Origin of the sequence: Cupriavidus cauae (genome assembly GCF_008632125.1) — a bacterium.
GTDB lineage: Bacteria > Pseudomonadota > Gammaproteobacteria > Burkholderiales > Burkholderiaceae > Cupriavidus > Cupriavidus cauae.
Genome location: NZ_VWRN01000019.1, coordinates 51653 through 73880, shown reverse-complemented (window position 1 = coordinate 73880; position 22228 = coordinate 51653). Strand labels below are relative to the sequence as shown.

19 protein-coding genes are annotated in these 22228 nt (G+C 68.4%); 14 read left to right on the top strand and 5 right to left on the bottom strand.

The window, feature by feature from the left end; genetic code table 11:
- Positions 1-148: 148 nt before the first annotated feature.
- From F1599_RS26135 to fdxA, 9 genes are all read left to right on the top strand, one after another.
- The gene (locus tag F1599_RS26135; RefSeq protein ID WP_223819501.1) at positions 149-847 is read left to right on the top strand and encodes a protein-L-isoaspartate(D-aspartate) O-methyltransferase; all 699 of its coding nucleotides are present in this window, start codon (positions 149-151) and stop codon (positions 845-847) included.
- Positions 848-967: 120 nt separating this feature from the next.
- Positions 968-2314 carry an erythromycin esterase family protein gene (locus F1599_RS26130; protein WP_223819500.1) on the top strand — a complete coding sequence of 449 codons (1347 nt, stop codon included), beginning with the start codon at positions 968-970 and terminating at the stop codon, positions 2312-2314.
- A gap of 121 nt (positions 2315-2435) precedes the next feature.
- On the top strand, positions 2436-3368 hold the full coding sequence (locus F1599_RS05780; protein WP_150082542.1) for a LysR family transcriptional regulator: 933 nt from the start codon (positions 2436-2438) through the stop codon (positions 3366-3368).
- 114 nt (positions 3369-3482) lie between these two features.
- Positions 3483-4634 (top strand): CaiB/BaiF CoA transferase family protein, encoded by a 1152-nt coding sequence (locus F1599_RS05775; protein ID WP_150082487.1) that lies wholly within the window; start codon positions 3483-3485, stop codon positions 4632-4634.
- A gap of 211 nt (positions 4635-4845) precedes the next feature.
- Positions 4846-5781, top strand: coding sequence for a Bug family tripartite tricarboxylate transporter substrate binding protein (locus F1599_RS05770; protein WP_395895013.1), 936 nt, complete (start codon positions 4846-4848; stop codon positions 5779-5781).
- A gap of 7 nt (positions 5782-5788) precedes the next feature.
- Complete coding sequence (locus F1599_RS05765) at positions 5789-6691, top strand: enoyl-CoA hydratase (RefSeq protein ID WP_223819499.1); 903 nt, start codon at positions 5789-5791, stop codon at positions 6689-6691.
- 182 nt (positions 6692-6873) lie between these two features.
- Positions 6874-7626 (top strand): metalloprotease LoiP, encoded by a 753-nt coding sequence (gene loiP / locus F1599_RS05760; protein WP_149316271.1) that lies wholly within the window; start codon positions 6874-6876, stop codon positions 7624-7626.
- 322 nt (positions 7627-7948) lie between these two features.
- On the top strand, positions 7949-9007 hold the full coding sequence (locus F1599_RS05755) for a porin (RefSeq protein WP_150082486.1): 1059 nt from the start codon (positions 7949-7951) through the stop codon (positions 9005-9007).
- A 326-nt stretch (positions 9008-9333) separates the two neighbouring features.
- Complete coding sequence (gene fdxA / locus F1599_RS05750) at positions 9334-9666, top strand: ferredoxin FdxA (RefSeq protein WP_149316516.1); 333 nt, start codon at positions 9334-9336, stop codon at positions 9664-9666.
- Between the two features lie 115 nt (positions 9667-9781).
- Here fdxA and F1599_RS25775 read toward each other — a convergent pair whose 3' ends face one another.
- The 4 genes from F1599_RS25775 to F1599_RS05735 form a co-directional block, all read right to left on the bottom strand.
- Positions 9782-9955, bottom strand: a complete 174-nt coding sequence (locus F1599_RS25775) for a hypothetical protein (RefSeq protein ID WP_174105085.1) — start codon at positions 9953-9955, stop codon at positions 9782-9784.
- A 36-nt stretch (positions 9956-9991) separates the two neighbouring features.
- On the bottom strand, positions 9992-11161 hold the full coding sequence (locus F1599_RS05745; protein ID WP_149316273.1) for a DUF4382 domain-containing protein: 1170 nt from the start codon (positions 11159-11161) through the stop codon (positions 9992-9994).
- Positions 11162-11378: 217 nt separating this feature from the next.
- On the bottom strand, positions 11379-13472 hold the full coding sequence (locus F1599_RS05740; RefSeq protein WP_223819498.1) for a TonB-dependent receptor family protein: 2094 nt from the start codon (positions 13470-13472) through the stop codon (positions 11379-11381).
- A gap of 29 nt (positions 13473-13501) precedes the next feature.
- Positions 13502-14842 (bottom strand): PQQ-dependent sugar dehydrogenase, encoded by a 1341-nt coding sequence (locus tag F1599_RS05735; protein ID WP_150082485.1) that lies wholly within the window; start codon positions 14840-14842, stop codon positions 13502-13504.
- Between the two features lie 337 nt (positions 14843-15179).
- Here F1599_RS05735 and F1599_RS25770 point away from each other — a divergent pair, with 337 nt between their 5' ends.
- The 3 genes from F1599_RS25770 to F1599_RS05720 all read left to right on the top strand — a co-directional run bounded on the left by F1599_RS25770 (position 15180) and on the right by F1599_RS05720 (position 19116).
- Positions 15180-15632, top strand: a complete 453-nt coding sequence (locus F1599_RS25770) for a YybH family protein (RefSeq protein WP_187829070.1) — start codon at positions 15180-15182, stop codon at positions 15630-15632.
- Positions 15633-15721: 89 nt separating this feature from the next.
- Complete coding sequence (locus tag F1599_RS05725) at positions 15722-16456, top strand: TetR/AcrR family transcriptional regulator (RefSeq protein ID WP_150082483.1); 735 nt, start codon at positions 15722-15724, stop codon at positions 16454-16456.
- Entirely contained in the window at positions 16453-19116 is a 2664-nt protein-coding gene (locus F1599_RS05720) for a PEP/pyruvate-binding domain-containing protein (protein WP_150082482.1), read from the top strand. The genes F1599_RS05725 and F1599_RS05720 overlap by 4 nt, the downstream gene beginning before the upstream one ends.
- Before the next feature lie 260 nt (positions 19117-19376).
- Here the strand turns inward: F1599_RS05720 and F1599_RS05715 are convergent, their stop codons facing one another.
- Positions 19377-20981, bottom strand: a complete 1605-nt coding sequence (locus tag F1599_RS05715) for a methyl-accepting chemotaxis protein (protein ID WP_150082481.1) — start codon at positions 20979-20981, stop codon at positions 19377-19379.
- 168 nt (positions 20982-21149) lie between these two features.
- Between F1599_RS05715 and F1599_RS05710 the strand changes: the two genes are divergently transcribed.
- Entirely contained in the window at positions 21150-21503 is a 354-nt protein-coding gene (locus F1599_RS05710) for a thioredoxin family protein (RefSeq protein ID WP_187829071.1), read from the top strand.
- A gap of 174 nt (positions 21504-21677) precedes the next feature.
- Complete coding sequence (locus F1599_RS05705; protein WP_149316519.1) at positions 21678-22175, top strand: DinB family protein; 498 nt, start codon at positions 21678-21680, stop codon at positions 22173-22175.
- Positions 22176-22228 lie beyond the last annotated feature (53 nt).

The window sequence follows — 22228 nt, the reverse complement described above, 5'->3', positions numbered from 1 at the left end:
ACGATCTTCCAGCGGCGCAAAGGCAGGCAAAACGACGTGATCGACAGCACGCGGGAATCGCGGCCGCCATCGGTGGCACGGTCGATGCGTGACACAAGCGAAACACGAAACACGACATGCGCCACACGCGCCGCGCCCCGATCCCGCCATGCATCCCCCTCTCTTCAACGGCCCCGAACACCAGCCCGAACGCTACCGGCAGCGCATGGTCGAGCTGCAGATCGCCGCACGCGGCATCCGCGACCCCGCGGTACTGGCGGCCATGCGCGCGGTGCCGCGCGAGCGCTTCGTGCCCGACGCGCTGCGGCAATCGGCCTACGACGATGCGCCGCTGTCGATCGGCTCCGGCCAGACCATCTCCCAGCCCTATATCGTCGCCCGCATGGTCGAGGCCGCGCGGTTGCATCCCGCCTCGCGCGTGCTGGAGATCGGCACGGGCTCCGGCTATGCGGCCGCGGTGATGGCGCGCATCGCGGCCCACGTCATCACGCTGGAACGCTGGCGGCGGCTGGCCGAACGTGCCAGCGACGTGCTGGGCGCGCTCGGCTTCGATAACGTCGAGGTCCACCTGGCCGACGGCACCGCCGGCTGGGAAGCGGGCGCGCCTTACGACGCCATCGTTTCCGCCGCGGCCAGCCCCGACATCCCCGCCGCGTGGCTGGCGCAGCTTGCGCCGGGCGGCACGCTCGTGATGCCGCATGGCCATCCCGGCCACGCGCAGCGGCTGCTGCGCATCGGCAAGCGTGCGGACGGCACGTTGGAGCGCGAGGACCTCGCCGGCGTGGCCTTCGTGCCGCTGGTCGCGCGCACGGCCGAGGAAGCGGGCAACGAGAATGCCGGCGATTGAGGACCATCGACTCCAGCATCATCGAATCGAGAACCCCGCATCGATCTACGACCATCGATCTACGACCATCGATCGGGGACCATCGACCGAAAACCATCGACGAACTCCCGGAGGACCGACATGACCAGCGCACTGCACGATCCCATCACCGGCCAGGTGCTCGCCGATACCGATATCGTCGAATGCATCGCCGAGGCGGCCGAACGGCTGCCGGCGATCGACGATCCGGCGTTTGCCGCGGCGGTGGACCGGTTTGCCGACTGCCGCGTGGTATTGCTCGGCGAATCGACGCACGGCACCGCGCAGTTCTACGATGCGCGCGCGGCCTTCACGCGACGGCTGATCGAGCGGCACGGCTTTCGCATCGTGGCGGTCGAGGCAGACTGGCCGGATGCTGCCGCGATCGACCGCTATGTCCGCCAGCTGCCCGCGGCCGAACATCAGGAACCGCCGTTCCGGCGCTTCCCGACCTGGATGTGGCGCAACACGTCGGTGGAGGCGCTGGTCGAATGGATGCGGGGCTACAACGCCGATCGCGCGCCGGACCAGCGCGCGGGCTTCTTCGGCCTGGACATCTACAGCCTGGGCAGCTCGATCTCGACCGTGCTGGGCTATCTGAACCGCGTCGATCCCGACGGTGCGCGCGAGGCGCGTGAACGCTACGGCTGCCTGCTGCCGTGGCGCGAGGACCCGTCGCGCTACGGCCGCGCGGTGCTGAGCGGCCGCGCGCGCGATTGCGAGGACGAAGTCATCGCCCAGCTGCAGGCGCTGCTGGAAAGACAGCTTGACTACGCCCTGCGCGGGCGCGAGCCCTTCTTCGACGCCGCGCAGAACGCGCATCTGGTGGCCTCGGCCGAGCAGTACTACCGGCTGATGTACTACGGCGGGCCCGAAAGCTGGAACCTGCGCGACACCCATATGTTCGACACGCTGACGCGGCTGCTGGACACCTATGCGCCGGGCGCGAAGGCGGTGGTATGGGCGCACAACTCGCATATCGGCGATGCGGATGCGACGGCGATGGGCCGCGACCATGGCGAGACCAATATCGGCCGGCTGTGCCGCGCGCGCTTCGGCAAGGAGGCGGCGCTGATCGGCTTTTCGACGTCGCGCGGCACCGTGGCGGCGGCGGCCGACTGGGACGGGCCGATGCAGGTGATGGACGTCGTGCCCGCGCGCGCCGACAGCTACGAGGCGCTGTTCCAGCGCACCGGCATCGACCGCTGCTTCATCGACCTGCGCGAAGGCGTTCACGAGCAGGCGCGCGCGCTGCTGACGGTGCCGCGGCAGGAACGCTTCATCGGCGTGGTCTACCGGCCCGACACCGAGTTCGCCAGCCACTATGCGTTCGCCTGCCTGCCGCAGCAGTTCGATGCGCTGGCATGGTTCGACCGCACCGACGCCGTCAAGGCCTTGCCCACCGTGGCGCGCACCGGCATGCCGGACACGTACCCATTCGGCCTGTAGTCCGGCTCGGAGCGACGTCGGCGCCCGGTGCGGGGGCGCGGCTTAGAATGCGGCACCGGGCTTGCAATGCAATACATTGCCTCGCATGGCCCGAACCGACCGACCCGCCAGAGAGAACCCGGTGCGCTACGAATTGACGGACCTTCGGCTGTTCCAGGCCATCGCCGAATCGCAAAGCCTGTCCGGCGGCGCCGCCGCCATCCATATCACCGCATCGGCGGCCAGCTATCGGCTCAAGAACCTCGAGCTGGCGCTGGGCACGCCGTTGTTCGTGCGCGCGGCACGCGGCATGGAGCTGACCGCAGCCGGCACCGCGCTGCTCGGCCACGTGCGCGAACTGCTGCGCGGCCTGGAGCGGATGCACGGCGAGCTGGGGCGGTTTTCCGCGGGGTTGAAGGGCAATATCCGGCTGATCGCCAACAGCAGTTCGCTGAACGGCTTCATTCTGCCGAGCGTCGGCCGCTTCCTGAACGCCCATCCCGAGGTCAATATCGACCTGGAGGAACGGGCCAGCCGCGAGATCGCGGCCGCCATCGCCGCGGGCGAGGCCGACGTTGGCGTGCTCGCCGGCGAGGTCGAGACGCAGGGCGTGCGCTGGATGCCGTACGCGGTCGACGAGCTGATCCTGGCCGTGCCGGCCGACCACCCGCTGACGCGCGAGGCGCAGGCGCAGCCCGGCGGCGTGCGCTTCGGTGCGGCGCTGGAGCACGACTTCGTCTGCCCGGGCCGCGATACCAGCAATGTGGTGTTCCTGCGCGATACCGCGCACCGGCTGGGGCGCTCGCCCAATGTCCGCCTGCATGCGCCGACCTTCGACGCGGTGCTGGCGCTGGTCGAGGCGGGCGTGGGGCTGGCGCTGGTGCCGCGCAGCGTCGCCGCGGCCTCGCTGCGCGACGGCCGCGTGGTCGGGGTACGTCTCGCCGAAGAGTGGGCGCGCCGCCAGCTGAATCTGGTGCTGCCGGCGGCGGGCAAGCTGCCCGCCTTCGCCGAGGCCTTTGCCGAGTTCCTGCTGGGCGATCCGCACGTGGCCGCGACGCGCGACGCGCTGCCGTGACCGGGCCCGGCCGTACCGTTGAATTGCCGCGAACGGTGGCTTGAAGACATTCGACTGGTTGGCCGAGGGGCGCAAAAATATACTGCTCCGCGATCGAATCGACGCGGAGGCCCCATGCTGCACAAGGCCCTGTCCGGCATCAAGGTGCTGGACCTGTCCCGAATCCTGGCCGGGCCCTGGTGTACCCAGAATCTGGCCGACCTCGGTGCCGAGGTCACCAAGATCGAGCACCCGGAGCGCGGCGACGATACGCGCGGCTGGGGGCCGCCCTACCTGCAATCGGCCGACGGCGGCGAGCGGATGTCCGCCTACTTCGCCTGCTGCAACCGCGGCAAGCGCTCGCTGGCGATCGACTTCACCACCCCGGAAGGCAAGGCCGCCATCCTGGCGCTGGCCGACGAGGCCGACGTGCTGGTCGAGAACTTCAAGGCCGGCACGCTGCGGCGTTACGGGCTTGACTATGCGAGCCTGCAGGCGCGCAATCCGCGGCTGGTCTACCTGTCGATCACCGGCTTCGGCCAGAGCGGCCCGATGGCCGACAAGCCAGGCTACGACTACGTGTTCCAGGGCATGGGCGGCCTGATGAGCTATACCGGCCAGCCGGACGGCGAGCCCGGCGAGGGACCGCTGCGCACCGGCGTCGCGGTGGTGGACCTGAGCACCGGCATGTATGCGACCTCGGCGGTGCTGGCCGCGCTGTTCCAGCGCCAGGCCAGCGGCGTGGGCCAGCATCTGGACATCGCGCTGCTCGACGTCGCGGTCGCGCTCAACGCCAACCAGGGCGCCAACTATCTGTTCTCCGGACGCAATCCGCCGCGCAGCGGCAATGCGCATCCGAACTGCGCGCCCTACGAGGTGTTCCGCTGCGCCGACGGACATCTGATCCTGGCAATCGGCAACGATGCGCAGTTCGCGCGCTTCTGCGAGGTAGCCGGCCTCTCCGACCTGCCGGCCGATGCTCGGTATCGCACCAACAGCGCGCGCATCGCCAATCTGCAGGCGTTGCGGGCATTGCTGGCGCAGGTATTCGCGACCCGCTCTCGCCAGCAGTGGACCGATGCCTTCGATGCGGCCGGCGTGCCATGGGGGCCGATCCACTCGATCGAGGAAGTGTTCGCGCATCCGCAGGTCCGGCATCGCGGCCTGCTGCAACACGCCGAGCATCCGACGCTCGGCCGCATTCCGATGGTGCGCAATCCGATGCTGCCCCACTCGCCCGCCGCCGCGCTCGCTCCCCCGCCGCTGCTGGGCGAGCACGGCGCCTGACGCTTTGCCATACGAGCGCCCACGACCGGCCACGAACACCTGCGGACACCGACGAAGAACCACGAACAACCACCAAGACCACGCAGACCACGAAGACCACGAAGACCACGAAGACCACGAGGAGACACCCTTGAAACATCCGCATCGCGCCACCGTGCGCAAGTCCCGCCAGCTGATCGCCGCGGTGGCCGCTACCACCGCCACGGCCGCCATCGCCACCATCGCAAATCCCGCGCATGCCGACAGCTATCCGAGCAAGCCGATCAAGCTGATCGTCCCCTACGCGGCCGGCGGCACCACCGACATCCTGGCCCGCATCGTCGGCACCAAAATGGGCGCCATCCTGGCGCAACCGGTGGTCGTCGAAAACCGCCCGGGCGCCGGCGGCGCGGTCGGCAGCGCCTATGCGGCCAAGCAGCCGGCCGACGGCTACACGCTGGTGATGGAGGTCGAGAGCTCGCACGCCGTCAATCCCAACGTCTACGTGAAGACGCCGTACGACCCGGTCAAGGACTTCGCGCCGATCAGCAACCTCGCCGACGTGCCCAATGTGCTGGTGGTCAATCCGTCGTTCCCTGCCACCGACGTGGCCTCGTTCGTCAAGCTGCTGAAGGCCAACCCCGGCAAGTACTCGTTCGGCTCCTCCGGCAATGGGGGCCTGAGCCATATGAACGGCGAGCTGTTCATGAGCGAGACCGGCACGCGCATGCTGCATGTTCCGTACAAGGGCCTGGGGCCGGCGCTGAACGATGCGGTGGCGGGGCAGATCCAGGTGGTGTTCGACAATATCCCGTCTTCGTCGGGCCTGATCCAGGGCAAGCGCCTGAAGCCGCTGGCGGTGGCCGCCAGGCAGCGCCTGAAGCTGCTGCCCGATGTGCCGACCTACGCGGAAGCGGGCCTGCCGGCGATGAACAATCCGTCGTGGTTCGGCCTCGGCGCGCCCGCCGGCACGCCCGACGCGATCCTGGACAAGCTCAACGACGCGGTGCGCCAGGCGCTGGCCGATCCCGAGGTCATCGCCGCGATCGAGAAGCAGGGTGCGATTCCGGCGTGGACCTCGCGCAAGGCCTTCGCCGACCTGATCCGCAACCAAAACCAGCACTGGAAGCGCGTCGTCGACAAGATCCAGTTCGCCAAACTGCAGTGAGGACTTCATGAGCGCTCCCGCCAATCCGCCGACGACTACGCCCGCCTATACGCCGACCAATACGCCGACCAATACGCCGACAAATACGCCGACCGATGGGCCCACCAATCCGCCGGCCAATCCCTCCGGCGATACGAACGCCCATCCGGGCCGCCACGCCGCCGTCGCCATCGACGAGCGCGGCATTGCCACCCTGACCATCAGCAACGCCGGCTCGCTCAATATCCTCGGCACGCCGGTGATCGCCGCGCTGACCGACGCGGTACGCAGGCTCGCCGCCGATCCGCAGGTGCGCGTGCTGATCCTGCGCGGCACCGGCGACAAGGGCTTCATCGGCGGCGCGGACATCAAGGAGATGGTCGCGCTGACGCGGGACTCCGCCGAACGCTTCATCGGCGGCCTGCGCGAACTGTGCGATGCCGTGCGCCACTGCCCGGTGCCGGTGATCGCGCGCATGCCGGGCTGGTGCCTGGGCGGCGGACTGGAGCTGGCGCTGGCGTGCGATCTGCGGATCGCCGCCGACAACGCCAACCTCGGCATGCCCGAAGTCAAGGTCGGCATTCCGTCGGTGATCCACGCCGCGCTGATGCCGCGCCTGATCGGCAATGCCCGCGCGGCATGGATGCTGCTGACCGGCGAGCTGTGCGACGCCGCGCAGGCGCTGTCGTGGGGCCTGGTCCATCGCGTGGTGCCGCTGGCCGAGCTCGACGCCGAAGTCGAGCGGGTCGCGCAACTGCTGGCCGGCTTCGGCCCGACGGTGGTACGCCAGCAGAAGCGGCTGCTGCGCGAATGGGAAGAGCAACCGGTCGATACGGCGATCGCCAACAGCGTCGCCGAATTCGGCAGCGCCTTCGATACCGGCGAGCCGCAGCGCTATATGGCGGAATTCGTCAATCGCAAGCGATCCTGATACTGCCATCCGCTTGAATTGCCTCGAATTACCTCGAATTGCCTTGAAACGCCGGCCTGTCCGGCGTTTTTTTATTACCGTTGTTTGCAATCCGGGATTCCAAAAAATCGTACAATGCGGCGCCTTTTATTCGTCGGGCATGCTTGAAACGAATCAATAAAAATCCAGGGGCAATTCCACTGATGACCAAGGTTCTCTCGCTCACTCTGCTTTCCACCTGCGCCGCGGCGCTGATCGCCGGCTGCGCCGGCAGCAACGTCAACGGCCTGGTCGATGCCGGCGGCTCGCTGTTCAAGGCGGCCACGCTGTCGGACGCGGACGTCAAGACGCTGTCGGAACAGGCCTGCGCCGAATCGGACAAGGAAAACAAGATCGCGCCGGCCAACAGCCCGTACACCAAGCGCCTGACCGCGATCATGGCCGGCCTGAAGGACAGCGGCGTGCCGGTCCAGGCCAAGGTCTACCTGACCAAGGACGTCAACGCCTGGGCGATGGCCAACGGCTGCGTGCGCGTCTACAGCGGCCTGATGGACATGATGAACAACGACGAGGTGCGCGGCGTGCTGGGCCATGAGATCGGCCACGTGGCGCTGGGCCACAGCAAGAGCCAGATGCAGGTGGCCTATACCGCCGTCGCCGCGCGCGGCGCGCTCGCCGCCAGCGCCAACGGCACCGTGGCCGCGCTGTCGCAGTCGCAGCTGGGCGACCTGTCGGAGAAGCTGATCAACGCGCAGTTCTCGCAGGCGCAGGAAACGGCCGCCGACGATTACTCGTTCGATCTGCTGACGAAGAACAAGGCGAACCGCCAGGGGCTGGTGACGGCCTTCGAGAAGCTCGCCAAGCTCGATGGCGGCAAGTCGGGCATGTTCGATTCGCACCCGGGTTCGGCCGATCGCGCCAAACGCATGCAGAGCCGTCTGGCCAAGGGCAGCTGAGGCGCCGCGGGTCCTCGTTTGACCTGAAGGGCCGTTGGGGCGAAGCGCTTTGGCGCTTCGCCCTTGTCATTTCAGCGCGATTCAATGTCTTCATGGACACGGGCCGGCCGGTAATAAGGACTTTTTATGGCGTAGGGGCTTTCACAGCGCAGGGGCTTTCAATGCGGCTTTTTTGCAACGTGATTTTCACCGTACTTATAGGTGTCATAAAAGCAAGCGAAGATCGCCCCCGTTTGCGCCGGCAGGGGTTCACGGGTCGAACCCGCGCCACGCTGCCGGCGACAGACTCTGTCTTCCATCACCAGTCAAAAGAGAACACACCGTGAAGAAAGCCCTCCTCGCGCTGGCCGCGACCGCTGCCACCGCCGCCTCCGGCGCAGCGTTCGCCCAAACCAACGTCACGCTGTACGGTATCGTCGATGCCGGCATCGAAGTCATCAGCAATGCCCCGAGCGACGGCGGCGGCGACACCGCCGTGCGCATGAACTCGGGCAACCTGTCGGGCTCGCGCTGGGGTCTGCGCGGCACCGAGGACCTGGGCGGCGGCCTGAAGGGCCTGTTCGTGCTGGAAAGCGGCTTCGATATCGACACCGGCCGGTCGGCCCAGGGTGGCCGCCTGTTCGGCCGCGCCGCCTACGTCGGCCTGCAAGGCAACTTCGGCACCATCTCGCTGGGTCGCCAGCAGAACGCGCTGTACGACCTGTTCGGCGCCTTCGACCCGATGGGCGTCGGTCCGCGCTACTCGCTGAACAGCGTCGACTCGGCCTTCAACGGCCGCGCCGACAACAACATCAAGTACACCGGCAAGTTCGGCGGCCTGACCGCGACCGGCTTCTACAGCTTCGGCCGCGACAACAACGGCGAAGTCCCGGGCGAAACCAAGGTGGCGCGCCAGTTCGGCGGTGGCCTGTCGTACGCGGCGGGCGGCTTCTCGGTCGGCACGGCCTATGACCAGTACCAGGGCGCCACCGTCGCGCTGCAGGACCGCGCGGCAAAGCGCCTGGCGGTCGGTACCGCGTACGAGTTCGGCGCCGCCAAGGTGTTCGCCGGCTATCGCTGGATGCGCGACGAGGGCGTGGGCAGCGCCACCGCCACCAGCGTCCGCAGCAACCTGTACTGGGCCGGCGCTCGCTACAAGTTCACCCCGGCCTTCAGCCTGACCGGCGCGGCCTACTACGAAGACACCAAGAACACCGGTGCCGATCCGTGGATGTTCGTGCTGTCCGCCGACTACTCGCTGTCCAAGCGCACCGACGTCTATATGAACGTTGGCTACGTGCGCAACAAGGACGGTTCGGACCTGGGCCTGAACGGCGCGGGTACCGCCCAGGCCGGCGAGAACCAGACCGGCGTGACCATCGGCATGCGTCACCGCTTCTAAGCGAAGCCTCCGAAGGCCCGCCACGCGGGCACGCGGCGGCGCCAGGACACTCGCGCGCCGCCGCGCGAACGATCATATCGACCTTGTCTTCTTCATGGGTGCAAGGACGTTGGGCCGGTAGGACTACCGGCCCCTTTTTATTTCGCCCCTCATTGGCGGCCCTCATTGGCGGCCCTCATTGGCGCCCTCCTTGGCCCCATCGAATGCCGTACCGCGGCATGGCTTGAAGATTTTTGATGGTGTCGCACAAACCGGCGCCGGCACGGCGACCCGATCGCGCGCTAGCATCGGGGCTTTCGTTGTTCCGTGTCCCCGCGCATTGCCCCATGACGTTTGTCGTAACGGATGCCTGCATCCAGTGCCGCTATACCGATTGCGTCGAGGTCTGCCCGATGTCGTGTTTCCACGAAGGGCCGAATTTCCTCGTGATCGATCCCGACGAATGCATCGATTGCTCGATGTGCGTGCCCGAATGCCCGGTCGGCGCCATTTATTCCGAAGAGAATCTTCCCGAAGACCAGCGGCATTTCGTTGCGATCAATGCCGAATTGGCCCGCAAGACCGAATGGAAACGGCTGACGCATGCCAAGGGGCCGTTGCCGGAGCATGAGGCCTGGGCCAGGGTCCAGGGCAAGCTCGACAAGCTGATCCGCGATTGAAGCATCGCGCTCGGCCGTAACGGGAAATCACGGAAAAAAAAAAGATGGGCCCGCAGGCCCATCTTCACCGTGGCGGTTGGCGGATCGTCAATCGGTCGCCAACCGGGACGCCTAATCAGCAGCGGCCCTTCTTCGCCTGTCCCGGCGGGCAGTGGTACGGGCCGGGGCCCGGGTCCACCACGACCGCGCCCGGCGTGACCACCGCACCGTGCGGGGTATAGACAGCGCAGCCGCCGAGCAGCGTGCCGGCGCCGATCAGCAGCGCGCAAATTCCCTTCATTGCCTTCATTGCGTTTTCCTGGTTTTTCGTTGGGGGTTCATTGCATCAGAACTGGAAGTTTGCCGTCGCATCGGTCGCCGACACGTCGCGGTCGGTGCTCAGCGTGGCGCCAGTAATCGATGTCGCCGTGACAGTGTACTTGCCCGCGGCCGCCGTGTCGGCAGCGAGGGCGATCGGCAGCGTCGGCTGATACGTTCCCACCAGCGGCGCGGCGGCCGGCACGTTCAGCTGATAGGCGCCGGTATCGAAGTTCGCATTGGCGACGGCCACTTCGATCGGCGAGCCGGCCACGGTCTGCTTCGCCTGCACGAAGGCCTGCGCGGATGCGGGCAGCACCGAGCCGGTGATCCGGCGCATCGGCGAGGCCGGCAGCGTGATCGGCGCCGCCGAGGTCGAGACCGTGGTGGTGGTCTGCGCGGTGACCGGCACGTTCTGGATCACGCCGGTGGCACGATCGTTCTGCACGACCACCACGCTGTAGTTGCCGGCGTCGCTGCTGCGCAATAGCGGCGACAGCGTGAAGGCGCCATTGCTGTCTGCCAGCGTGCCCTTGATGGTCACGCCATTCTGCTGCGCGTAGACGGTCGCGCCTGCCTGTGCCGGCGAGACATAGCCCTGGATCGCGCCGCTGACCACCAGCGGCACCGCGGTCACCACCGGCTTGAGCGCATAGGAACCGTTGCCGCGCTGCACGATCGAGCGGCACGCATCGAAGTCGAGCACCAGGTCGACCAGCGTGTCGGGCTGCACGGTAAACGGACGGATGATCTTGTACCCGCTCTGGGTCGCGCTCGGCGTATCGAGCGGCTGTTCGGCGCCGCCCGTGGGCACCACCGAGTTGGCGAGGGAATTGCCGGTATTGCGATCGAGCACCAGGCGGATCTGCTGGTATTGGCCGGCCGGCAGCACGGTCTGCCCCAGCTTGGTCAGGGTGCCGTTCTGCAGCGACAGCAGGTCGATGCGGCGGGACGGATTGACGTCGATCTCGGCCCAGCCGCCGGTGCCGTCTTCGGCGTTGGCGCTGGTATGGACGCGGATCTTGTCGACGGTGACGAAGACATGATCGAAACCGCAGGCGGGCGCGTCCGTCATCGATACGCTCAGCGTACCCTTGCCGCCGCCATCGTCATCACCGCCGCCACCGCAGGCGGCCAGGATTGCGGCAGACGCGGCCACGCCGAATGCCAGCCCCCGGTACTTGAAATTGGTTCTCATTTCCCTCTCCTTGACTTCCTTATTGGGAATCTTGAGCATAATTTCCGATCGCTCCGGAAAGGCGTGACATATTGTAAGAGCTGAAACACGGCGCGCTTTTTGCGAACTCCATTGCGTTTTCGAACCACCGGAATTAACGGAGCGATTACCACAATTGGCGCGCGGAATCCGGAGCTCGGCGTTCAAGAGCTCGGAACCGGGGTTCGAAATCTGAAGCTCAGAACGCATACGACAGCGATATCCCCGCAAATGCATTGCGCCCCGCCGCGGGCTCGAAATATCGCCCATTGCCATCGTTGACGATCACCGAACCCGCATAGCGGCGGTCGAACAGATTGTCGATGCGCGCAAAGGCATTGACCGTCCAGCGGCCGAATGGCATCGCATAGCCCGCGTGAATGCCGGTCACGACATAGCCCGGCGCGCGGTCGCTGTTGCGGTCGTCGACCGGCACCGCGCTCAGATAGCGCAGATCGATGCCGGCGCGCCAGCCGCGCGGCGGCGCCCAGCCCAGCGAGCCATAGAACGCGTGGCGCGCGGTGCCGGGCAGGCGGTTGCCGGCGACGATGCCGGGCGGCACGGTGTCGCGAAAGGTCGCATCCAGAAAGCTGTACGCGAGTTGCGCCTGCCAATGACGGTGCAGCACGCCGCTCCAGCCCAGTTCCACGCCCTGGCGCAGCGTGCGGCCGGCATTGCGATAGCTCGCGCGGCCGCCGCTGCTGGTCGCGGTGACGATCTCCTGGTCGGTACGGGTCTGGAACAGCGCAGCCGTCAGCAGGCCGCCGGCGAGCTTCTGCTTGGCGCCGACTTCCACCGACGTGCTGGTGGCCGGCCGCAACGCGAAATTGAGGCCCGCCGCGCCATCGGGCCGATACGAGATCTCGTTCAGCGTCGGCGTCTCGAAGCCGCGTCCCGCGGTGGCATACAGATTCAGCGATTCGCCGACGCGATAGCGCAGCGCGCCCACGGGCAGCCATTTGTCGTAGCGCACCGAGCCGCTGTCGTCGCCATTCGCGCCGACGATATAGCGGTCGCTCGACGAGAAGCGCACGGTGCTGTGGCGCAGGCCCGCTTCGACGGTCAAGCGCGGCGTGAGGCCCAGCGACGCCTGCAGATACTGATCGAAGTTCCACACCGTATTGCGTTCGTCGCGCCGCAGCCGGCCCTGTTCGCCGAGCACGGGCTGCCCCGGGCCGCCGATGAAATTCTCGTAGCCGCGGCGCGCTTCCTCCATCGTGTCGTAGGCGAGCCCCGCAATCAGCGTCAGCGGCATGTGGCCGATCCGAGCATGGTGCGTCCAGCGCAGGTCGGCGCCGCCGTAGTCGCGCGCCAGATCGATGACACCACCCGCCGACAGCGGGCTGCGCTGCGCCGCCGGCGGGATCGACAGGAACTGGCGCGTCTCGCGCCGGCCGTAGTAGATCATCGCAATCAGCGTGTTGTCGGCGTCGATCCGACGCTCATGGCGCAGCCCGCCCTGCGCCTGCTGCACGGTCTTGCGCGTATGGAACTGTTCGGCCAGCGGCGCCGAGCGCGGCGCGCTCTCGAACTGCGCGCGTGTCAGCCCGAGCGGGTCCTGCGCGCTCAGGTCGACCGCATTGGCGACCAGCGTCCAGCCGCTGTCGGCATCGGGACGCCACGTCAGCCGCGCATTGCCCAGGTTCTTGCGCGCGGCGCTGTGGTCCCGATATCCCTCGGTGGTGAAGCGCGATGCGCTGACCAGATAGTCCAGGCCCGGCTCCCCCTCGGCCGGCGCGCCGCTGGCCTTCAGGCCATGGCGCCAGGTGCCGTAGCTGCCGGCGCCGAAGCTGCCTTCGAGCAGTGGCGGACGCGCGCCGGGTTCGGTCCAGACCTGGATCACGCCGCCCGATGCGTTGCCGTACAGCGCCGATGCGGGGCCGCGCAATACCTCGACGCGGTCGATCGAGGCGATATCGATGTTCGAGGTCTGCCCCTGCCCGTCCGGCATCGTGGCGGGAATGCCGTCGACATAGAGGCGCAGCCCGCGCACGCCGAAGCTCGAACGCGCGCCGAAGCCCCGGATCGACAACTGCAGGTCCTGTGCGTAGTTGTGCCGGTCCTTGACCAGCAGGCCCGGCACGCCGCCAAGCCCTTCGCTCAGATTGATCTGCGGCCGGCTATCGCGCAGCGCGCCGCCAGCCACCACATCGGCGGATGCGGGGGTATCGAACACCGAGGCGTCGATGCGCGTGGCCGTCACGACCACCGGCGCCAGCGCGGGCTGCGCGTCCGGCTCCGGCACGGCGGGCGCTTGCTGTGCGCCGGCCCATCCCGACAGCGGCAGCAGCATGGCCGCCGCCCACCCCGCTCCACCGCCCCTCATCGGCGCTTCGCCGTCATTGCCGTCACGCGCCAGACCACATTGCCGACATCGTCGGTTACCAGCAGCCCGCCGCGCCGATCGTCCTTGACGTCGACCGGGCGGCCATGGGCGCGCTCCTCGCCATCGAGAAAGCCGGTCAGCACATCGATCGGCTCGCCGTTCGGCATGCCGCCGCGGAACGGCACGAAGATCACCTTGTAGCCGCTCTTGGGCTTGCGGTTCCAGGAGCCATGCTGGCCGACGAACAGTCCCTCGCGGAACGGCGCGGGCCAGTGCAGTCCGTCCGCGAACGTGATGCCGAGCGAGGCGGTATGCGGACCCAGCGCATAGTCGGGCACCAGCGCGGTGGCCACCAGCTCGGGCCGCTGCGGCTGGACGCGCGTATCGACGTGCTGGCCCCAATAGCTGTAGGGCCAGCCGTAGAAGCCGCCATCCCGCACCGACGTGATGTAGTCCGGCACCAGGTCGCTGCCGATCTCGTCGCGCTCGTTGACCGCGGTCCACAGCTTGCCGGTGACCGGTTCCCACGCCAGGCCGTTCGGATTGCGCAGGCCCGTTGCATACAGCCGCATCTTGCCGCTGGCGCGATCGAGCTCCCAGATCGCGGCCCGGCCCTGCTCGATCTCCATGCCCTTCTCGGCGACGTTGCTGTTCGAGCCGACCGTGATGTACAGCTTGCGGCCGTCGTGGCTGGCGATCACGTTCTTGGTCCAGTGATGGTTGATGCCGGCGGGCAGGTCCACCACCTTGACGCCCGGCTCGTCGATCCGGTCGGCGCCGGGACGATAGCGGAAGCGGACCAGCGCGTCGGCATTGGCGACATAGAAGTCGTTGCCGACCAGCACCATGCCGAACGGCGAGTTCAGGCCCTGCAGGAAGACCGAGCGCTTGTCGGCGACGCCGTCGCGATCGGTGTCGCGCAGCAGCGTGATGCGGTTGGCGCTGGGCGTGCCGGCGCCGGCGCGTTTCATCACCATCTTCATGACCCAGTCGCGGATGCCCTTGCCCGATTCCGGCTTGGGCGGCGCGTTCGACTCCGCGACCAGCACGTCGCCGTTGGGCAGCACATAGAGCCAGCGCGGATGATCGAGCCCGTCGGCAAACGCCGTCACCGCGAGCCCGGGCGCGGGCGTCGGCCGCGCCCCTGCCGGCCAGCCGATCGCCGGCGCGATGTCCACGGTCGGCAGCAGGGTCTTGTTCGGCGGCGGCAGGGTCGGCGACGGACCGGTGCCCTGCGCCACCGTCAGCGTGGCGCGGTCCCCCATGCCCAGCAGGAAGCAGCCGCCAACCAGCAGCATGACGGCACCCATCACGATGACAAGGCGAACCTTCCTCATGACGCACTCCTCGATGGTTTGCGACCTGACAGGTCTTGCGACAAGTATCGGCGCGAATGCCGCCGCTGCCAGCGGTGGCAAACCCGGTTCTGTGCATTCTAAGGCACCGCTGTCCGTCGTCCCCGTGGACGCGCCCCCCCAACGCGCGGACCCGGCGTCCTGCCGCCGCCCCCGGGGCCATCGGCCACGACTTCGGGGGCGCGACCGATGCAGCGGCGGATGTCGATTTGGCTCGAAGCCGTTCGACAACAGGACAGGAGCCGCCGCCCTGGCACACCGGCCACGCCGGGTCCACCCCATGCGGCGGGTTCGAAACCGAACCGACAAGGAGCACATCATGAGCATCAGCAAGGACGAGCAGACCATCGCGCAGATGATGGAAGACTGGGCCCGCGCGCTGGAACGGCGCGACGCCGCCGCCATGACGGCGAACTATGCGCCCGACGTGGCGCTGTTCGACGTCAAGCCGCCCTATGCGCTGCAAGGTGTCGACGCATATCGCGCCACCTGGGAGGCGTGCTTTCCGTATCTACCCCGGCGCTTCCGCTCCGAACGCAAGGACATCGCGCTGACCGTCGGCGCCGATCTCGCGTTCTGCCACTGCCTGAGCCGCATCGCGCCAGTGGACGAGCCCGACCATCCGGCCGGCGGCACCTGGATCCGCATCACGGTCTGCTTCCAGAAGCGCGATGGGCGCTGGCTGGTGGTGCACGAGCATGGCTCGCTGCCGTTCGATCCGATGACCGAGAAGGTCGTCTATATCGGGGATACGGAGGCGGAGACGGCCTGAACGACCATCCGGGCGTTTTTACCGAACGGCTTGACAAGGGAGGCGCGAAGCATAAAATTGCACGACGTTCAAAATTAAGCGACGTGCAAATGGAAGCCACGCCTCGGCGAACCGCCCAGCGAACCGCCCAAACTCCGTTCGACCCGCCCACCGACACCCCGCCGCCCGCGGGGCGGCGTCAGCGCAAGCGCAACCAGACGCTCGATCATCTGGCGGCCACCGCCTTCGGCCTGTTCGAGACGCATGGCTACGACGCGGTGACGATGGAGCAGATCGCCGCGCAGGCCGACGTGGCCAAGGGCACGCTGTACAACCACTTTCCGGTCAAGGAGGCGCTGCTGGCCCACCAGTTCCACGGCGAGCTGGCCGCGGGACTGCAGCAGTTGCGAGGGGCGCTCGACGGCCTCGGCAGCTTCCAGGCGCGGCTGTGCTATCTGCTGTCTGCCTCGGCCGACTGGTGCGAAGCGCGCCGCGGTTACCTGCCGCACTATCTGCGTTTCCGCTTTCTCGATCTAGGCCCGGGGCGCTTCGGGCAGAGTGCCGGCGGCAACAGCGACGGCAACGGCAGCGGCGAAGCAGCCCCAGGGCGCAGCGGCATGGACCTCGCCTTCGATGCGCTGATGGCGGCGGCCCAGCAGAGCGGCGAGCTGCGGCGCGACCTGCCGTCGGGGCAGCTCGCCACGCTGTTCCATCATCTGTACCTGGGCGCGCTGATGCGCTGGCTCGCGGCGCCCGCCGGCGACCTGCGCGCCGAGTTCGCGGCCATCGTCGACCTGTTCTTCCACGGCGCGGCACGCGCGGCCGAGCCGGAGCGCGCACCATGAGCGCCCTGCTGCTCGACTGGCCGGCCGCCGCGGTGCAAGGGCCGGCCGCCGCCGGCGGCAAGGGCTGGCAGCTGGCGCTAATGGCGCAGCTCGGCGTGCCGGTGCCCGACGGCTTCGTGATCCATGCCGACGCGAGCCGCGGCCGGCGCGCCGGCGATCCGGTGCCCCAGGCCCTGCGCGACGCGCTCGCGCGCGAACTGGCGGTGCGGGATTGGGAAACCACGCCGCTCGCGGTCCGCTCGTCGGCCCCGCAGGAGGATTCGGCGCAGGCCTCGTTCGCCGGCATTCACCTGTCGCGGCTGAACGTGACCGGCGTGGATGCCGTGGCCGAGGCGGTGCAGGCGGCCTGGGATTCGGTGTGGGAGCCGGCGGCGGTCGCCTATCGGCAACGCCTCGGTCTCGACCGGCAAGGACACCAACCGGCGATGGCGGTGGTCGTGATGCCGCTGCTGCCGGCGGTGGCGGCCGGCATCGCCTTCACCTGCGACCCGCTGTCCGGCCGCGACGATCAGTTGCTGATCCACGCGCATTGGGGCCTGGGCGAAGCGCTGGTCGGCGGACAGGCCGATGGCGACGAATATCGGCTGCAGAGCAACGAAAGCACCGATGGCGACGATGCGCTGCGCGTGATCGCGCGCCGCCTCGGCGGCAAGCAGCGCATGACGCGGGTCCAGTCCGGCGGCGGCACCACGGTGATCGACACGCCCGCGCAGCAGGCCGCCGAGGCGGTACTGTCCGACGCGCAGGCCATCGCGCTCGGCGGGCTGTCGCGCGATGCCGCCAGCGCGCTGGACTTCGCCAATCCTCGCTATGACATCGAATGGGTCTGGGACGGCGAGCGCTTCTGGATCGTGCAGGCCAGGCCCGTCACCGCGCGTGCGCGGCACACCTATCCGGCGCTGCGCGAGCAGCCGCGCTACTGGTCGCGCGGCAATACCCGCGAGATCATGCCCGACCCGCTGTCCGCGCTCGACTGGCACGGCTGCCGCACGATGGCCAACCGGATGCTGACGCTGGGCTTTTCGCTGTCCGGCTATCCGATCCTGCCCGGCACCGAGCACGCGGCGCTGTTCGACGGCCGCCTGTATCTCGACGTGTCGCTGATGCAGTGGGAGTGCTACGACGCGTTGGGCGTGCGTCCCGACGCCGTCAACCGCCTGCTCGGCGGCACGCAGCCGGAGATCGCGGTGCCGCCTCCCAGCGCGCGCGACCGCCTCGCCCGCGGCCTGCGCATGCTGCGCTATCTGGCGCGCTCACCGCGGCAACGACGCCTGGGCGAAGCGGCGCTGGCGCGCGCCGCCGAGCAGACGCGCCAGTGGCGCCAGCAGGCGCTGCCCGCCGATCGCGGCGCGCTGGCCCGGCTGCTGCGCGAGCAGTTCCGCACGGTCGCGCAGGCCGATCCGCTGTTCTTCCTGCAGGGCTCGGCCGGCGGCACGCTCGCCGGGCTGGTCGATCTGGTCGAGAAGTACTGCCCCGGCGAGGGCTATGCGGTGACCGCGGCGCTGATGGCCGGCGGCGAGCCGAGCGTCACCGCGCAGCAGGGCTATGCGCTGATCGCGTTGGCCGAGACCGCCGCGGCGGATGCCGAAGCGCTGGCGTGGCTGCGGAGTCCGCAGCGGATCGGCGCGCAGTGGGAGCAACGGCTGCCCGCGCACAGTCCCTTTCGCCGCGCGTTCGCCGAATTCCTGGAGCGCTACGGCCATCGCGCCACCGCGGAAAGCTATGTGCGGCAGCCGCGCTGGCGCGAGGCGCCCGACTATCTGCTCGACACCGTGCTTGGCATGATCGGCAGCGACGCCCACGCGGTGCGGCAGCGCCAGCGCGATGCCGCGCGCCAGGCGTGGCAGCGTCTGCGCGCCGCGATACCGCCGTTGGCTCGCCCCGCGATGCTGCCGCTGCTGCGGCGGATGGTGCGGGTCGCGACGCGCGAGTGCAATCAGCGCGAGGCCGCGCGCAGCGCGTTGATGCGGTATCTCGAAGTGGTGCGGCGCACCGCGCTGGCGCTAGGCGCGCAGTTGACCCGTGCGGGTGCGAACGCTGACGAGGGCAGCAACGAGGACGACAAGGAGAACGGCAACGACGCCGGCTTGAAGCGGGCCGACGATGTGTTCCATCTGACCGCGTTCGAATTGCTCGCGGCCGCGGAAGGCCGGATGCCGCTGCAGCACGCCGCCCGGCGCGCGGCGCGGCGCGCCGAAACGCTGGCGCGTCAGGCCGGGCAGACCGAGCCTGCGGTGATCGTCGAGCAGCCGGGCGCATTGCCGGCGGTGTTCCCCTCGTCGGAACCGAGCGCCGCGTCGGTGGCAGATGCCGCCGCCGGGCGCTGGTCCGGCACGCCAGTCGGCGCCGGGCAGGCGCAGGGACCCGCTTGCGTCGCACGCAGCCCGCAACAGGCGACGGCGATGGCCAATGGCGACATCCTGGTGGCGCCCAGCACCGATCCGGCCTGGACGCCGCTGTTCCTGCGCGCCGGCGGCCTCGTGATGGAGACCGGCGGCTACCTGTCGCATGGCGCGATCGTCGCGCGCGAGTTCGGCATTCCGGCCGTGGTCAATCTGCCCGGCATCCTGTCGCAACTGGCCGACGGCGACACGCTGGCGGTGGACGGCAATCGCGGCACCGTCCAGCGGATGGCCGCAAAACGGGTGGCCGCCCGCTAGCGGCCCGAACTGTCGAAGCCCGAGTTGTCGACGCCGAGTTGTCGACGCCGAGTTGTCGACGCCCGAGTTGTCGAAGCCCGAGTTGTCGACGCCCGAGTTGTCGACGCCCGAGTTGTCGAAGCCCGAGCCGTCGAAGCCCGAGTTGTCGACGCCCGAGCCGTCGAAACCCGAGCCGTCGACGCCGGAGCCGTCGAAGCGCGCCGTCCAAGCACGAGCTGTCGAAGCCCGAGCCGTCCAGGCTCAGGCCGGTGCGTCCAGCGTCAGGCCGCGGCCAGCTGCGCGCGGGCAACCGCCGCGCCCTTCGACGGCGCAGCGGCGCCGTGGCTCGCCACGAGGCGGAACATCGCGACCGTTTCGAGCAGGCGCGTTGCCTGTTCGTCCAGCGAATGCGCAGCGGCGGCGGCTTCCTCGACCAGCGCGGCGTTCTGCTGCGTGACCTGGTCCATCTGGCCGACCGCCTGGTTGACCTGCTCGATGCCGCGGCTCTGTTCGCCGGTGGCCGCGGCGATCTCGCCGATGATGTCGGACACCTGCTTGACCGCCTGCTGGATCTCGTTCATGGTCGCGCCCACGCTTTCGGCCTGGGCCGAGCCGGTGCGCACCGTCGACACCGAGGCGTCGATCAGTTCCTTGATCTCCTTGGCGGCGCTCGACGAGCGCTGCGCCAGCGTGCGCACCTCGCCGGCCACCACGGCGAAGCCGCGGCCCTGTTCGCCGGCTCGCGCGGCTTCCACCGCGGCGTTCAGCGCCAGGATGTTGGTCTGGAAGGCAATGCCCTCGATCATGCCCGTGATCTCGGCGATGCGGTTCGAGTTAGTGCTGATCGCGCCCATGGTCTCGACCATCTGGCCGGTGGCGACATGGCCGTGATGCGCCACGGCGGCGGCGTTGTCGGCCAGCGTGCTGGCCTGGCGCGCGCTGTCCGCGTTGTGGCGCACCGTGGTGGTCAGCTCTTCCATGCTGGACGCGGTCTCCTCGAGCGAGGCGGCCTGCTGCTCGGTGCGCGACGACAGGTCGGCGTTGCCGGCCGCGATCTGGCGTGCGGCCACGCCGACCGAATCGCTCGACTGGCGCACCTCGCGCATCGCCGCGGCGACGCGGTCGAGCAGCGCATTGAAGCTCTGCGCGGTGCGGCCCACCTCGTCGAGACGGCGCACCGGCGAGCGATGGCTCAGGTCCAGCGTTTCGCTGACATGCTCCATGCTGGCCTGCATCTCGCCCAGGCTGTCGCGGATGCGGCGATACAGCAGCCACGCCAGCATGGCCACGATCAGCACGGTCACGCCGATGACGGTGCCGAACACGCGCACCGCGATCGTGCTGGCGCGCTTGTTCTCGATCACCGAGTCGTCGCCCATCTTGCTGTTGAAGTCCAGATGCGCGTCGATCTGCTTGCGCAGCGCGCCCGAGGCCAGATGCAGCTCGCCCGACGACAGCATCGCGTGCAGGCCCGCAGTGTCGTTGGTGCGGGACAGCGCAAAGAAAGCGGGATGCTGGGCGCGATAGCGTGCCAGCGCGGCGCGGTCCTCCTCCAGCAGCTTGCGGTCGGCATCGTTGGAGATGTCCTCGCGCTCGTACCGGGCGGCCAGATCGTCGAAGCGCTTGATCGCGTTGGCGATCTCCTGCTCGGCGTCGTCCTTGGCCTTCGCGTCGTCGGCGAGCGCATGGCGATACAGCTGGACCCGGATCGCGGTGGTGCTGTCCTTGATCGCATTGAGCCGGCGCACGCTGGTCAGGGTGTTTTCGTTGAAATACTCCAGGCGTTGTTCGGCCTGGTTCAGTTGCCAGATGCCGCCGATGCCGACGACCAGCAAGGCGAGCAGGGAGAAGAACAGCGTGAAAAGCAGACGTTGACTGATGTTCATGATGGGGCCAGGGGACGGCTATCATCAAAAAAGCGGCTCAGTAGCCGCTTAATTCTGATGTTAGTGTGGTTTCATTCAGGGTTTACGTCAGCCCTGCGGCACTCTTGAGCCCTGCCTGGCGTGAATTTCGCTAGATCGGGATATCGAGGACAAATACGGAGACGACAAATGGCCATGTCCGAAACCTATATGGCGATCGAACCGCCACGCGAGGATATCGACGCGTTGCCCGGCGCCGCTGTGCTGGAATTCGGCGCACCCTGGTGCGGCTACTGCATGCGGGCGCAGGCGCCGATTGCCTCGGCCTTCTCGCGCCATCAGCAGGTGCGGCACATCAAGGTCGAGGACGGCAGCGGCCGCCCGCTCGGCCGCTCGTTCCGCATCAAGCTGTGGCCGACGCTGGTGTTCCTGCGCGACGGCAAGGAGATGGCGCGGCTGGTGAGGCCGACCGATGCGGACGAAATCGAGAAGGCGATGCGGCAGATCGACCGGAATGCCGGGGACGAGGCGGCCGCCGCCTAGCGTTGGTGCGGATCCGAGGGGTCGGTGTTGCCTGTGGGGGCATGTCCGGGCTGACTCTCTCTGTTCCGGTCCGGCAAGGGAGAACAGGGGCGTGATGATTGCCCGCGTGCCCCGCGCTTGGGTACATTGCGCGATGCGTACCCTCACGTCGCGTACCAGCGCCCCCACGACATGATCGACCCCGCCACCCTTGCCGCCCTGCGCGATTTCCCGCGCCAACTGGAAGTCTTCCACGCGGCCGTTCCGGCCACCCATCGCAACTGGTCCCCGGCCAGCTGGGAAGGCGTGCCGAGCGAGCCGTTCACCGCGATCGGCCAGCTGTGCCACGTTCGCGATATCGAGATCGATGGCTATCACGTGCGCTTCGCGCGCGCACTCGCCGAGACGCATCCGCTGCTGCCATCGATCGACGGCGACGCGCTGGCGATCGAGCGAGGCTATGCGACCGCCGATGCCGCGCAGGTGCTCGCGGACTTCCGCGCGGCGCGCGAGAAGACCGTCGCGCTGATCGCCGGCCTGGACGATCGGCAGCTTGCCCGCACGGCGGAGTTCGAGGGCTACGGAGCGCTGACGGTCCGCAGCCTCGTGCATTACCTGTGCAGCCACGACCAGCAGCATCTGGCCGGAATGCAGTGGCTGCTGGGGAAGATCCACGCCGAGCCATTGGCCTGAGCAGCGCGGCGGACGCGCCCGGATAACGCTGGCCCGACGCTGACCTCACGCTG

What these genes read in the sequence shown, in the direction of transcription:
- F1599_RS26135 (WP_223819501.1), top strand. Translation starts at nt 149, where the DNA reads ATGCATCCCCCTCTCTTCAACGGCCCCGAACACCAGCCCGAACGCTAC.
- F1599_RS26130 (WP_223819500.1), top strand. Translation starts at nt 968, where the DNA reads ATGACCAGCGCACTGCACGATCCCATCACCGGCCAGGTGCTCGCCGAT.
- F1599_RS05775 (WP_150082487.1), top strand. Translation starts at nt 3,483, where the DNA reads ATGCTGCACAAGGCCCTGTCCGGCATCAAGGTGCTGGACCTGTCCCGA.
- F1599_RS05765 (WP_223819499.1), top strand. Translation starts at nt 5,789, where the DNA reads ATGAGCGCTCCCGCCAATCCGCCGACGACTACGCCCGCCTATACGCCG.
- loiP (WP_149316271.1), top strand. Translation starts at nt 6,874, where the DNA reads ATGACCAAGGTTCTCTCGCTCACTCTGCTTTCCACCTGCGCCGCGGCG.
- fdxA (WP_149316516.1), top strand. Translation starts at nt 9,334, where the DNA reads ATGACGTTTGTCGTAACGGATGCCTGCATCCAGTGCCGCTATACCGAT.
- F1599_RS25775 (WP_174105085.1), bottom strand. Translation starts at nt 9,955, where the DNA reads ATGAAGGCAATGAAGGGAATTTGCGCGCTGCTGATCGGCGCCGGCACG.
- F1599_RS05745 (WP_149316273.1), bottom strand. Translation starts at nt 11,161, where the DNA reads ATGAGAACCAATTTCAAGTACCGGGGGCTGGCATTCGGCGTGGCCGCG.
- F1599_RS05740 (WP_223819498.1), bottom strand. Translation starts at nt 13,472, where the DNA reads ATGCTGCTGCCGCTGTCGGGATGGGCCGGCGCACAGCAAGCGCCCGCC.
- F1599_RS05735 (WP_150082485.1), bottom strand. Translation starts at nt 14,842, where the DNA reads ATGAGGAAGGTTCGCCTTGTCATCGTGATGGGTGCCGTCATGCTGCTG.
- F1599_RS25770 (WP_187829070.1), top strand. Translation starts at nt 15,180, where the DNA reads ATGAGCATCAGCAAGGACGAGCAGACCATCGCGCAGATGATGGAAGAC.
- F1599_RS05725 (WP_150082483.1), top strand. Translation starts at nt 15,722, where the DNA reads ATGGAAGCCACGCCTCGGCGAACCGCCCAGCGAACCGCCCAAACTCCG.
- F1599_RS05720 (WP_150082482.1), top strand. Translation starts at nt 16,453, where the DNA reads ATGAGCGCCCTGCTGCTCGACTGGCCGGCCGCCGCGGTGCAAGGGCCG.
- F1599_RS05715 (WP_150082481.1), bottom strand. Translation starts at nt 20,981, where the DNA reads ATGAACATCAGTCAACGTCTGCTTTTCACGCTGTTCTTCTCCCTGCTC.
- F1599_RS05710 (WP_187829071.1), top strand. Translation starts at nt 21,150, where the DNA reads ATGGCCATGTCCGAAACCTATATGGCGATCGAACCGCCACGCGAGGAT.